The sequence below is a fragment of the Salmonella sp. 2018103 genome (assembly GCF_026247685.1).
Lineage (GTDB): Bacteria > Pseudomonadota > Gammaproteobacteria > Enterobacterales > Enterobacteriaceae > Salmonella > Salmonella enterica.
The window spans coordinates 993,859-1,006,001 of sequence record NZ_CP111029.1; the positions used below are offsets into that span (position 1 = coordinate 993,859).

Genomic DNA, 12,143 nt, shown 5'->3' on the forward strand with positions numbered 1-12,143 from the left:
ATCATTACGAGACGGGATAGTTAAATGGATGATTTAGTGTTTGCAGGTAATAAGGCGCTCTATCTTGTTTTGATCCTGTCAGGGTGGCCGACGATTGTCGCAACGATTATCGGCCTCCTGGTAGGGTTATTCCAGACGGTAACGCAATTACAGGAACAGACTCTGCCTTTTGGCATTAAATTACTTGGCGTGTGTTTGTGCTTGTTTTTACTGTCTGGCTGGTATGGCGAAGTTTTACTCTCTTACGGGCGTCAGGTGATATTCCTGGCGTTGGCTAAGGGGTAAAAAATGTTTTACGCGTTGTACTTTGAAATTCATCACCTGGTTGCGTCTGCGGCACTAGGGTTTGCTCGCGTGGCGCCGATTTTTTTCTTCCTGCCGTTTTTGAATAGCGGGGTATTAAGCGGCGCGCCGAGAAACGCCATTATCATCCTGGTGGCATTGGGAGTATGGCCGCATGCATTGAACGAGGCGCCGCCGTTTTTATCGGTGGCGATGATCCCGTTAGTTCTGCAAGAAGCGGCGGTAGGCGTCATGCTGGGCTGTCTGCTGTCATGGCCTTTTTGGGTTATGCATGCGCTGGGTTGTATTATCGATAACCAGCGAGGGGCAACGCTAAGTAGCAGTATCGATCCGGCAAACGGCATTGATACCTCGGAAATGGCTAATTTCCTGAATATGTTTGCCGCTGTCGTTTATTTACAAAACGGCGGTCTGGTCACGATGGTTGACGTGTTAAATAAAAGCTATCAGCTATGCGATCCGATGAACGAGTGCACGCCTTCATTACCGCCGCTATTAACGTTTATTAATCAGGTGGCTCAAAACGCGTTGGTTCTGGCCAGTCCGGTGGTATTAGTGCTGTTGCTGTCAGAAGTATTCCTGGGTTTATTGTCGCGCTTTGCTCCGCAAATGAACGCCTTTGCGATTTCACTGACGGTAAAAAGCGGCATTGCCGTTTTAATTATGCTGCTTTATTTCTCTCCGGTGCTACCGGACAATGTACTGCGACTCTCTTTCCAGGCCACAGGATTAAGCAGTTGGTTTTACGAGCGAGGGGCGACGCATGTCCTCGAATAAAACAGAAAAACCGACTAAAAAACGGCTGGAAGACTCCGCTAAAAAAGGCCAGTCATTTAAAAGTAAAGATCTCATTATCGCCTGCCTGACGCTGGGAGGAATTGCCTATCTGGTGTCGTATGGCTCATTTAATGAGTTTATGGGGATAATTAAGATCATTATTGCGGATAATTTTGATCAGAGCATGGCTGACTACAGTTTGGCCGTTTTTGGGATAGGGTTAAAATATCTGATTCCATTTATGCTGCTCTGCTTAGTGTGTTCCGCATTACCGGCGTTATTACAGGCCGGTTTTGTGCTGGCGACAGAAGCATTAAAACCTAATTTATCGGCGTTAAACCCGGTAGAAGGGGCGAAAAAACTTTTTAGTATGCGAACGGTTAAAGATACGGTCAAAACCCTACTGTATCTCTCATCCTTTGTGGTGGCCGCCATCATTTGCTGGAAGAAATATAAGGTTGAAATCTTTTCTCAGCTAAATGGCAATATTGTAGGTATTGCCGTCATTTGGCGTGAGCTTCTTCTCGCGTTGGTATTAACTTGCCTTGCTTGCGCATTGATTGTCTTATTATTGGATGCTATTGCGGAATATTTCCTGACCATGAAAGATATGAAAATGGATAAGGAAGAAGTGAAGCGTGAAATGAAGGAGCAGGAAGGGAACCCAGAGGTTAAATCTAAAAGACGTGAAGTTCATATGGAAATTCTGTCTGAACAGGTGAAATCCGATATTGAAAACTCACGCCTGATTGTTGCCAACCCCACGCATATTACGATCGGGATTTATTTTAAACCCGAACTGATGCCGATTCCGATGATCTCGGTGTATGAAACGAATCAGCGCGCACTGGCCGTCCGCGCCTATGCGGAGAAGGTTGGCGTACCTGTGATCGTCGATATCAAATTGGCGCGCAGTCTTTTCAAAACCCATCGCCGTTATGATCTGGTGAGTCTGGAAGAAATTGATGAAGTTTTACGTCTTCTGGTTTGGCTGGAAGAGGTAGAAAACGCGGGCAAAGACGTTATTCAGCCACAAGAAAACGAGGTACGGCATTGAGCCGCGTAAAGCAGTAGCGATGTATTCATTGGGCGTTTTTTGAATGTTCACTAACCACCGTCGGGGTTTAATAACTGCATCAGATAAACGCAGTCGTTAAGTTCTACAAAGTCGGTGACAGATAACAGGAGTAAGTAATGGATTATCAAAATAATGTCAGCGAAGAACGTGTTGCGGAAATGATTTGGGATGCCGTTAGTGAAGGCGCCACGCTAAAAGACGTTCATGGGATCCCTCAAGATATGATGGACGGTTTATATGCTCATGCTTATGAGTTTTATAACCAGGGACGACTGGATGAAGCTGAGACATTCTTTCGTTTCTTATGCATTTATGATTTTTACAATCCCGATTACACCATGGGACTGGCGGCAGTATGCCAACTGAAAAAACAATTTCAGAAAGCATGTGACCTTTATGCAGTAGCGTTTACGTTACTTAAAAATGATTATCGCCCCGTTTTTTTTACCGGGCAGTGTCAATTATTAATGCGTAAGGCGGCAAAAGCCAGGCAGTGTTTTGAACTTGTCAATGAACGTACTGAAGATGAGTCTCTGCGGGCAAAAGCGTTGGTCTATCTGGAGGCGCTAAAAACGGCGGAGACAGAGCAGCACAGTGAACAAGAAAAGGAATAATTATGGTAAATGACGCAAGTAGCATTAGCCGTAGCGGATATACCCAAAATCCGCGCCTCGCTGAGGCGGCTTTTGAAGGCGTTCGTAAGAACACGGACTTTTTAAAAGCGGCGGATAAAGCTTTTAAAGATGTGGTGGCAACGAAAGCGGGCGACCTTAAAGCCGGAACAAAGTCCGGCGAGAGCGCTATTAATACGGTGGGTCTAAAGCCGCCTACGGACGCCGCCCGGGAAAAACTCTCCAGCGAAGGGCAATTGACATTACTGCTTGGCAAGTTAATGACCCTACTGGGCGATGTTTCGCTGTCTCAACTGGAGTCTCGTCTGGCGGTATGGCAGGCGATGATTGAGTCACAAAAAGAGATGGGGATTCAGGTATCGAAAGAATTCCAGACAGCTCTGGGAGAGGCTCAGGAGGCGACGGATCTCTATGAAGCCAGCATCAAAAAGACGGATACCGCCAAGAGTGTTTATGACGCTGCGGCCAAAAAACTGACGCAGGCGCAAAATAAATTGCAATCGCTGGACCCGGCTGACCCCGGCTATGCACAAGCTGAAGCCGCGGTAGAACAGGCCGGAAAAGAAGCGACAGAGGCGAAAGAGGCATTAGATAAGGCCACGGATGCGACGGTTAAAGCAGGCACAGACGCCAAAGCGAAAGCCGAGAAAGCGGATAACATTCTGACCAAATTCCAGGGAACGGCTAATGCCGCCTCTCAGAATCAGGTTTCCCAGGGTGAGCAGGATAATCTGTCAAATGTCGCCCGCCTCACTATGCTCATGGCCATGTTTATTGAGATTGTGGGCAAAAATACGGAAGAAAGCCTGCAAAACGATCTTGCGCTTTTCAACGCCTTGCAGGAAGGGCGTCAGGCGGAGATGGAAAAGAAATCGGCTGAATTCCAGGAAGAGACGCGCAAAGCCGAGGAAACGAACCGCATTATGGGATGTATCGGGAAAGTCCTCGGCGCGCTGCTAACCATTGTCAGCGTTGTGGCCGCTGTTTTTACCGGTGGGGCGAGTCTGGCGCTGGCTGCGGTGGGACTTGCGGTAATGGTGGCCGATGAAATTGTGAAGGCGGCGACGGGGGTGTCGTTTATTCAGCAGGCGCTAAACCCGATTATGGAGCATGTGCTGAAGCCGTTAATGGAGCTGATTGGCAAGGCGATTACCAAAGCGCTGGAAGGATTAGGCGTCGATAAGAAAACGGCAGAGATGGCCGGCAGCATTGTTGGTGCGATTGTCGCCGCTATTGCCATGGTAGCGGTCATTGTGGTGGTCGCAGTTGTCGGGAAAGGCGCGGCGGCGAAACTGGGTAACGCGCTGAGCAAAATGATGGGCGAAACGATTAAGAAGTTGGTGCCTAACGTGCTGAAACAGTTGGCACAAAACGGCAGCAAACTCTTTACCCAGGGGATGCAACGTATTACTAGCGGTCTGGGTAATGTGGGTAGCAAGATGGGCCTGCAAACGAATGCCTTAAGTAAAGAGCTGGTAGGTAATACCCTAAATAAAGTGGCGTTGGGCATGGAAGTCACGAATACCGCAGCCCAGTCAGCCGGTGGTGTTGCCGAGGGCGTATTTATTAAAAATGCCAGCGAGGCGCTTGCTGATTTTATGCTCGCCCGTTTTGCCATGGATCAGATTCAGCAGTGGCTTAAACAATCCGTAGAAATATTTGGTGAAAACCAGAAGGTAACGGCGGAACTACAAAAAGCCATGTCTTCTGCGGTACAGCAAAATGCGGATGCTTCGCGTTTTATTCTGCGCCAGAGTCGCGCATAAAAACTGCCAAAATAAAGGGAGAAAAATATGTTAATTAGTAATGTGGGAATAAATCCCGCCGCTTATTTAAATAATCATTCTGTTGAGAATAGTTCACAGACAGCTTCGCAATCCGTTAGCGCTAAAGATATTCTGAATAGTATTGGTATTAGCAGCAGTAAAGTCAGTGACCTGGGGTTGAGTCCTACACTGAGCGCGCCTGCGCCAGGGGTATTAACGCAAACCCCCGGAACGATCACGTCCTTTTTAAAAGCCAGTATTCAAAATACCGACATGAATCAGGATTTGAATGCCCTGGCAAATAATGTCACGACTAAAGCGAATGAGGTTGTGCAAACCCAGTTACGCGAGCAGCAGGCAGAAGTCGGAAAGTTTTTTGATATTAGCGGAATGTCTTCCAGTGCCGTTGCGCTGTTGGCTGCCGCGAATACGTTAATGCTGACGTTGAACCAGGCTGATAGCAAACTGTCTGGTAAGTTGTCATTAGTCAGTTTTGATGCAGCTAAAACGACGGCAAGCTCCATGATGCGCGAAGGGATGAATTCGTTGTCCGGTAGTATTTCCCAGAGCGCGCTTCAGTTGGGGATCACTGGCGTGGGCGCCAAACTGGAATATAAGGGGCTGCAGAATGAAAGAGGCGCGCTTAAACATAATGCCGCGAAGATCGATAAACTGACCACTGAAAGCCACAGTATTAAAAACGTGCTGAACGGGCAGAATAGCGTCAAACTCGGTGCTGAAGGCGTCGATTCTCTGAAATCGTTAAATATGAAGAAAACCGGTACCGATGCGACGAAAAATCTTAATGAAGCGACGCTTAAATCTAATGCCGGAACCAGCGCCACGGAAAGTCTGGGTATTAAAGACAGTAATAAACAAATCTCCCCTGAACATCAGGCTATTCTGTCGAAACGTCTTGAGTCTGTCGAATCCGATATTCGTCTTGAGCAGAATACCATGGATATGACCCGAATCGATGCGCGCAAGATGCAGATGACGGGCGATCTGATTATGAAGAACTCGGTCACGGTCGGTGGTATTGCAGGGGCGTCCGGGCAGTACGCCGCTACTCAGGAACGTTCCGAGCAGCAAATTAGCCAGGTGAATAACCGTGTTGCCAGCACCGCATCGGACGAAGCCCGTGAAAGTTCACGTAAATCGACCAGCCTGATTCAGGAAATGCTGAAAACAATGGAGAGCATTAACCAGTCGAAAGCATCCGCACTTGCTGCTATCGCAGGCAATATTCGCGCTTAATCTGAAAGGTCATCTATACGCCATCATGGGGGTGATTTAATCGCGCTCCTGATGGCGAACTGGGGATATTATGCTTAATATTCAAAATTATTCCGCTTCTCCTCATCCGGGGATCGTTGCCGAACGGCCGCAGACTCCCTCGGCGAGCGAGCACGTCGAGACTGCCGTGGTACCGTCTACCACAGAACATCGCGGTACAGATATCATTTCATTATCGCAGGCGGCTACTAAAATCCAGCAGGCACAGCAGACGCTGCAGTCAACGCCACCGATCTCTGAAGAGAATAATGACGAGCGCACGCTGGCGCGCCAACAGTTGACCAGCAGCCTGAATGCTCTGGCGAAGTCTGGCGTGTCATTATCCGCAGAACAAAATGAGAACCTGCGGAGCGCGTTTTCTGCGCCGACGTCGGCCTTATTTAGCGCTTCGCCTATGGCGCAACCGAGAACAACCATTTCTGATGCTGAGATTTGGGATATGGTTTCCCAAAATATATCGGCGATAGGTGACAGCTATCTGGGCGTTTATGAAAACGTTGTCGCAGTCTATACCGATTTTTATCAGGCCTTCAGTGATATTCTTTCCAAAATGGGAGGCTGGTTATCGCCTGGTAAGGATGGAAATACCATTAAGCTAAATGTTGACTCACTTAAAAGTGAAATAAGTAGTTTAATTAATAAATACACTCAAATAAATAAAAATACGATTTTATTTCCCTCGCAAACTGGCAGCGGAGTGACAACAGCAACGAAAGCGGAAGCTGAGCAGTGGATTAAAGAATTGAATTTACCGGACAGCTGTCTAAAGGCGTCTGGTTCTGGTTATGTCGTACTGGTGGATACGGGGCCACTGAGCAAAATGGTTAGCGATCTTAATGGAATAGGATCGGGTTCAGCCCTTGAACTGGATAACGCCAAATATCAAGCCTGGCAGTCGGGTTTTAAAGCACAGGAAGAAAATCTGAAAACCACATTACAGACGCTGACGCAAAAATACAGCAATGCCAATTCATTGTACGACAACCTGGTAAAAGTGCTGAGCAGTACGATAAGTAGCAGCCTGGAAACCGCCAAAAGCTTCCTGCAAGGATAATAGAAGAGGATATTAATAATGGTTACAAGTGTAAGAACTCAGCCCCCCGTCATGATGCCAGGTATGCAGACCGAGATCAAAACGCAGGCCACGAATCTTGCGGCGAATCTTTCCGCAGTCAGAGAAAGTGCCACAGCGACGCTGTCAGGGGAAATTAAAGGCCCGCAACTGGAAGATTTTCCCGCGCTGATCAAACAGGCGAGTCTGGATGCGTTGTTTAAATGCGGGAAAGACGCTGAGGCGTTAAAAGAAATTTTCACCAATTCAAATAATGTCGCCGGTAAGAAAGCGATAATGGAATTTGCCGGGCTCTTTCGTTCAGCGCTCAACGCCACCAGTGATTCTCCTGAGGCGAAGACGCTACTAATGAAGGTGGGGGCAGAGTATACCACGCAAATCATAAAAGATGGCCTGAAAGAAAAGTCAGCTTTTGGGCCATGGCTGCCAGAAACAAAGAAAGCGGAAGCGAAGCTGGAAAACCTGGAAAAGCAGCTGTTAGATATCATCAAAAATAACACTGGCGGTGAATTAAGTAAATTATCGACGAATCTTGTTATGCAGGAGGTGATGCCCTATATTGCCAGCTGCATTGAACATAACTTTGGCTGTACGTTGGATCCGTTAACCCGTAGCAATCTTACGCAGCTTGTTGACGCCGCGGCGGCGAAGGCGGTTAAGGCGCTTGATATGTGCCACCAAAAATTAACGCAAGAGCAGGGTACCAGCGTAGGACGGGAAGCCCGGCACCTTGAAATGCAAACGTTGATACCCCTGCTGCTACGTAATGTTTTTGCACAAATTCCTGCAGATAAACTGCCTGACCCTAAAATTCCGGAACCTGCGGCTGGACCAGTACCTGATGGTGGGAAAAAAGCAGAACCTACGGGTATTAATATCAATATTAATATTGATAGCAGTAACCATAGCGTGGATAACAGTAAGCATATTAACAATAGCCGAAGCCATGTCGATAATAGCCAGCGCCATATCGATAATAGCAATCATGATCATAGCCGGAAGACGATTGATAATAGCCGAACATTTATTGATAACAGCCAACGCCATGGCGAGTCACACCATTCGACTAACAGCAGCAACGTAAGTCATAGTCATTCGCGTGTGGATTCGACTACACATCAAACGGAGACGGCACACAGCGCCAGCACAGGGGCAATTGACCATGGCATCGCAGGTAAAATTGACATCACGGCTCATGCGACGGCAGAGGCTGTGACCAACGCTTCTTCCGAAAGTAAAGATGGAAAGGTGGTCACGTCAGAAAAGGGCACTACGGGTGAAACACCCTCTTTTGATGAAGTCGATGGCGTAACCAGCAAGAGCATTATCGGCAAGCCGGTACAGGCCACGGTGCACGGCGTTGATGATAATAAACAGCAAAGCCAGACGGCAGAGATTGTGAATGTGAAGCCGCTTGCCAGTCAACTGGCTGGCGTCGAGAATGTTAAAATCGATACCTTACAATCAGACTCGACGGTAATTACAGGTAATAAAGCCGGTACGACCGATAATGATAATAGTCAGACAGATAAGACTGGCCCATTTTCTGGTTTGAAGTTTAAGCAAAATAGTTTCCTCTCAACAGTACCGAGCGTTACGAATATGCATTCAATGCATTTCGACGCCCGTGAGACGTTTTTGGGTGTGATACGTAAAGCCCTGGAGCCAGATACCTCCACACCGTTCCCTGTACGCAGAGCGTTTGACGGCTTGCGTGCGGAAATATTACCCAATGACACGATAAAGAGTGCAGCGTTGAAAGCGCAATGTAGCGATATTGACAATCACCCAGAATTGAAAGCGAAAATGGAGACGCTCAAAGAGGTCATTACTCATCATCCACAAAAAGAAAAACTGGCTGAGATTGCATTGCAGTTTGCCAGAGAGGCGGGGTTGACCAGGCAAAAAGGGGAAACTGACTATGTGTTAAGTAATGTGCTGGACGGCCTTATCGGAGACGGTAGCTGGCGAGCTGGCCCGGCTTACGAGTCATACCTGAATAAACCTGGCGTGGATCGGGTTATTACTACCGTTGATGGCTTGCACATGCAGCGTTAATTAGCCGGGAAAGATGCGATGAATATGGATATTGAAGCAAGAGTCAAAAAAGTGATCACCTCCTGTATTGCCGTTGATGTTGATAGTATCAATGGTCAGACCCATCTGGTTGAGGATCTTTATGCTGACTCATTGGATTTAATTGATATTGTATTTGGTCTTAGTGAGGAGTTTGACATTAGTTGCAATGAAAACGATCTTCCTGATATGACGACCTTTGCGGATATATGCCGTGTTGTTAAAAAAAGTCTTGAGTCCAGGGTGTAGTATTTTTCTCTCGCTCGACAACAATTGAACAAGATTAATTGTTATGAAAATCATCACACACGTAGTACCCGGTTCAGGTATGGCTGCAATATATGATGATATTGCTGACAGTCCGCGTTTTGTTATTAAAGGCAAGTTACGTCATGTTGAAAATGATCCGAAGGAGCTGCTGATATGTGTTCCGATGCGTAGTGAATGGCTATTCTACTGGATTAAAGGAGAGAAATATTGCGCCCGGCGATGGGCGCGAAAAAGTATCAAGACATTGTGTAACCAGATTAAATTTGAAGAAGCAATCTTATAAAAGATATAATTCAAGAGGAAAGTAAATTGCAAGCACACCAGGATATTATCGCTAATATTGGTGAGAAATTGGGTTTACCGCTCACTTTTGACGACAACAATCAGTGCTTATTACTACTCGATAGCGATATTTTTACGTCTATTGAAGCTAAAGATGATATCTGGTTATTGAACGGTATGATTATACCGTTATCGCCTGTTTGTGGCGATTCTATCTGGCGGCAGATTATGGTGATTAATGGTGAACTGGCTGCGAATAATGAAGGTACGTTAGCGTATATTGAGGCCGCTGAGACGTTGTTGTTTATACATGCAATTACCGATCTGACAAATACTTACCATATTATATCGCAGCTTGAGTCATTTGTGAATCAGCAGGAAGCGCTCAAAAACATACTGCAGGAATATGCTAAAGTATGAGGAGAGAAAATTGAATAATTTAACGTTGTCTTCGTTTTCAAAAGTTGGTGTGTCGAATGATGCCCGACTTTATATTGCTAAGGAAAATACTGATAAGGCATATGTTGCGCCTGAAAAATTTTCGTCAAAAGTATTAACCTGGCTTGGAAAAATGCCGTTATTTAAAAACACTGAAGTGGTGCAAAAACATACGGAAAACATCAAGGGACAGGATCAGAAAATTTTACAAACATTTCTCCAGGCACTAACGGAAAAATATGGGGAAACAGCGGTCAATAACGCACTGTTAATGTCCCGTATAAATATGAACAAACCCCTTACCCAACGTTTAGCAGTGCAGATCACGGAGTGTGTAAAAGCTGCTGACGAAGGGTTTATAAACCTTATTAAGAGCAAGGATAATGTTGGTGTCATGAATGCCGCTTTAGTCATAAAAGGCGGCGATACAAAAGTGGCAGAAAAAAATAACGATGTTGGAGCAGAAAGTAAGCAACCTTTACTCGATATCGCGCTAAAGGGACTTAAAAGAACATTACCGCAACTGGAACAAATGGATGGAAATAGCCTGCGAGAAAACTTCCAGGAGATGGCTTCAGGTAACGGCCCGCTACGTTCATTAATGACGAATTTACAGAATTTAAATAAAATTCCAGAGGCTAAACAACTTAATGATTATGTTACAACGTTAAAAAATATTCAGATAGGAGCAGACAGGTTCTCACAATGGGGAACCTGTGGGGGAGTGGTTGAGAGGTGGATTGATAAAGCCTCTACCCATGAATTAACCCAGGCTGTAAAAAAAATTCACGTTATTGCTAAAGAACTGAAAAACGTTACAGCTGAACTTGAGAAAATAAAAGCCGGCGCGCCAATGCCACAGACGATGAGCGGACCGACACTGGGCCTGGCACGGTTTGCGGTCAGCAGCATTCCAATTAATCAGCAAACCCAGGTGAAACTGAGCGATGGAATGCCTGTGCCAGTGAATACGTTAACTTTTGACGGTAAGCCTGTGGCATTAGCCGGTTCGTACCCAAAAAATACGCCGGACGCGCTGGAAGCGCATATGAAAATGCTTCTTGAAAAAGAATGCTCGTGCCTGGTGGTGTTAACGTCGGAAGATCAGATGCAGGCAAAACAATTACCAGCCTATTTCAGAGGGAGCTACACTTTTGGCGAGGTGCATACCAACAGCCAAAAAGTGAGCTCAGCCAGTCAGGGAGGAGCGATAGACCAATACAATATGCACCTGTCCTGCGGGGAAAAGCAGTATACAATCCCGGTATTGCATGTGAAAAATTGGCCAGATCACCAGCCGTTACCGTCTACTGATCAGTTAGAATACCTGGCGGATAGGGTGAAAAATAGTAACCAAAATGGCGCGCCGGGGCGTAGTTCATCAGATAAGCATTTACCGATGATTCATTGTCTGGGCGGAGTGGGGAGAACCGGAACGATGGCGGCGGCTCTTGTACTTAAGGATAATCCTCATAGTAATCTGGAGCAGGTACGTGCAGATTTCCGGGATTCACGGAACAATAGAATGCTGGAAGACGCCTCACAGTTTGTACAACTAAAAGCAATGCAAGCCCAGTTGCTTATGACGACGGCAAGCTGATAAAAACATAGCTTACTTTTAGAACTATCTGAAAGTAAGCTATTTCTGTATAATTATTTGTTTACCGCGATAGAAAGTCTTTTGTTTTTCTCTTCTGCTGACATCCCTTTTAATTTTCTGTAATTCTCCCAAATTTTTTTAGCATAACGCTTCCTTATATCCGATCGTTTCGGTGACGTCCCGGCATTATAAGCGCCAACGGCCTCCCAGCTATAACCGTAGATTTTCATCATATCTGATAAAATGGATGCGCCCACAATGACAGAAATGCAGGGGTCCTGTAACAACTGTTTTTCACTAATCCCCATTTTTTTCAGCCTTTTCATATGGAAGCTGTTAATTTGCATCAGGCCAAGATCGGTTGAACCATCTCGGTTATAACCAATGGCGCCTGGTTTCATCGCCGATTCCTGCTGGGCGATAGCGTAAAGTAGTTCGGATTCAATATTGAACATTTTTTCAGCCTGAAGCCAGCAATCAGCCCATGCCGTATTTATGCTAAGCAACCAGATTACGATGATAAAAAAATAATGCATATCTCCTCTCTCAGATT

13 protein-coding genes are annotated in these 12,143 nt (G+C 46.1%); 12 read left to right on the top strand and 1 reads right to left on the bottom strand.

What is annotated here, in order from left to right:
* The first annotated feature begins 24 nt into the window (after positions 1 to 24).
* From spaQ to sptP, 12 genes are all read left to right on the top strand, one after another.
* Positions 25 to 285, top strand: a complete 261-nt coding sequence (gene spaQ / locus OLG56_RS04750) for an SPI-1 type III secretion system export apparatus protein SpaQ (RefSeq protein ID WP_000342503.1) — start codon at positions 25 to 27, stop codon at positions 283 to 285.
* Positions 286 to 288: 3 nt separating this feature from the next.
* Positions 289 to 1,080: an SPI-1 type III secretion system export apparatus protein SpaR gene (gene spaR / locus OLG56_RS04755; RefSeq protein WP_000498965.1), complete on the top strand. Its 792-nt coding sequence runs from the start codon at positions 289 to 291 to the stop codon at positions 1,078 to 1,080.
* Positions 1,067 to 2,137 carry an SPI-1 type III secretion system export apparatus protein SpaS gene (gene spaS, locus OLG56_RS04760; RefSeq protein WP_000097719.1) on the top strand — a complete coding sequence of 357 codons (1,071 nt, stop codon included), beginning with the start codon at positions 1,067 to 1,069 and terminating at the stop codon, positions 2,135 to 2,137. Before spaR ends, spaS begins: the two co-directional genes overlap by 14 nt.
* Before the next feature lie 137 nt (positions 2,138 to 2,274).
* Positions 2,275 to 2,772: a SycD/LcrH family type III secretion system chaperone SicA gene (gene sicA, locus OLG56_RS04765; RefSeq protein WP_000386309.1), complete on the top strand. Its 498-nt coding sequence runs from the start codon at positions 2,275 to 2,277 to the stop codon at positions 2,770 to 2,772.
* Between the two features lie 2 nt (positions 2,773 to 2,774).
* The gene (sipB, locus tag OLG56_RS04770) at positions 2,775 to 4,556 is read left to right on the top strand and encodes an SPI-1 type III secretion system needle tip complex protein SipB (protein ID WP_000245782.1); all 1,782 of its coding nucleotides are present in this window, start codon (positions 2,775 to 2,777) and stop codon (positions 4,554 to 4,556) included.
* A gap of 27 nt (positions 4,557 to 4,583) precedes the next feature.
* Complete coding sequence (gene sipC, locus OLG56_RS04775) at positions 4,584 to 5,813, top strand: SPI-1 type III secretion system needle tip complex protein SipC (RefSeq protein WP_000909024.1); 1,230 nt, start codon at positions 4,584 to 4,586, stop codon at positions 5,811 to 5,813.
* Positions 5,814 to 5,883: 70 nt separating this feature from the next.
* Positions 5,884 to 6,906: an SPI-1 type III secretion system needle tip complex protein SipD gene (sipD, locus tag OLG56_RS04780; protein WP_000932250.1), complete on the top strand. Its 1,023-nt coding sequence runs from the start codon at positions 5,884 to 5,886 to the stop codon at positions 6,904 to 6,906.
* An 18-nt stretch (positions 6,907 to 6,924) separates the two neighbouring features.
* Positions 6,925 to 8,982 (top strand): SPI-1 type III secretion system effector SipA, encoded by a 2,058-nt coding sequence (gene sipA / locus OLG56_RS04785; RefSeq protein ID WP_023252092.1) that lies wholly within the window; start codon positions 6,925 to 6,927, stop codon positions 8,980 to 8,982.
* A gap of 18 nt (positions 8,983 to 9,000) precedes the next feature.
* On the top strand, positions 9,001 to 9,249 hold the full coding sequence (locus OLG56_RS04790; RefSeq protein WP_001055579.1) for an acyl carrier protein: 249 nt from the start codon (positions 9,001 to 9,003) through the stop codon (positions 9,247 to 9,249).
* 43 nt (positions 9,250 to 9,292) lie between these two features.
* Complete coding sequence (locus OLG56_RS04795; protein ID WP_000692251.1) at positions 9,293 to 9,553, top strand: hypothetical protein; 261 nt, start codon at positions 9,293 to 9,295, stop codon at positions 9,551 to 9,553.
* Positions 9,554 to 9,579: 26 nt separating this feature from the next.
* On the top strand, positions 9,580 to 9,972 hold the full coding sequence (gene sicP / locus OLG56_RS04800) for a chaperone SicP (RefSeq protein ID WP_001147854.1): 393 nt from the start codon (positions 9,580 to 9,582) through the stop codon (positions 9,970 to 9,972).
* Complete coding sequence (gene sptP, locus OLG56_RS04805; RefSeq protein WP_023252091.1) at positions 9,959 to 11,590, top strand: SPI-1 type III secretion system effector GTPase-activating protein SptP; 1,632 nt, start codon at positions 9,959 to 9,961, stop codon at positions 11,588 to 11,590. Before sicP ends, sptP begins: the two co-directional genes overlap by 14 nt.
* A gap of 53 nt (positions 11,591 to 11,643) precedes the next feature.
* Here the strand turns inward: sptP and iagB are convergent, their stop codons facing one another.
* Positions 11,644 to 12,126, bottom strand: coding sequence for an SPI-1 type III secretion system invasion protein IagB (gene iagB / locus OLG56_RS04810; RefSeq protein ID WP_000558932.1), 483 nt, complete (start codon positions 12,124 to 12,126; stop codon positions 11,644 to 11,646).
* Positions 12,127 to 12,143: the final 17 nt, after the last annotated feature.

Excerpts from the sequence above, each read along its gene's own strand:
- OLG56_RS04790 (WP_001055579.1), top strand. The coding sequence starts at position 9,001 with ATGAATATGGATATTGAAGCAAGAGTCAAAAAAGTGATCACCTCCTGT.
- sicA (WP_000386309.1), top strand. The coding sequence starts at position 2,275 with ATGGATTATCAAAATAATGTCAGCGAAGAACGTGTTGCGGAAATGATT.
- OLG56_RS04795 (WP_000692251.1), top strand. The coding sequence starts at position 9,293 with ATGAAAATCATCACACACGTAGTACCCGGTTCAGGTATGGCTGCAATA.
- spaR (WP_000498965.1), top strand. The coding sequence starts at position 289 with ATGTTTTACGCGTTGTACTTTGAAATTCATCACCTGGTTGCGTCTGCG.
- iagB (WP_000558932.1), bottom strand. The coding sequence starts at position 12,126 with ATGCATTATTTTTTTATCATCGTAATCTGGTTGCTTAGCATAAATACG.
- sptP (WP_023252091.1), top strand. The coding sequence starts at position 9,959 with ATGCTAAAGTATGAGGAGAGAAAATTGAATAATTTAACGTTGTCTTCG.
- spaS (WP_000097719.1), top strand. The coding sequence starts at position 1,067 with ATGTCCTCGAATAAAACAGAAAAACCGACTAAAAAACGGCTGGAAGAC.
- sipC (WP_000909024.1), top strand. The coding sequence starts at position 4,584 with ATGTTAATTAGTAATGTGGGAATAAATCCCGCCGCTTATTTAAATAAT.
- sipB (WP_000245782.1), top strand. The coding sequence starts at position 2,775 with ATGGTAAATGACGCAAGTAGCATTAGCCGTAGCGGATATACCCAAAAT.
- sipD (WP_000932250.1), top strand. The coding sequence starts at position 5,884 with ATGCTTAATATTCAAAATTATTCCGCTTCTCCTCATCCGGGGATCGTT.
- sipA (WP_023252092.1), top strand. The coding sequence starts at position 6,925 with ATGGTTACAAGTGTAAGAACTCAGCCCCCCGTCATGATGCCAGGTATG.
- spaQ (WP_000342503.1), top strand. The coding sequence starts at position 25 with ATGGATGATTTAGTGTTTGCAGGTAATAAGGCGCTCTATCTTGTTTTG.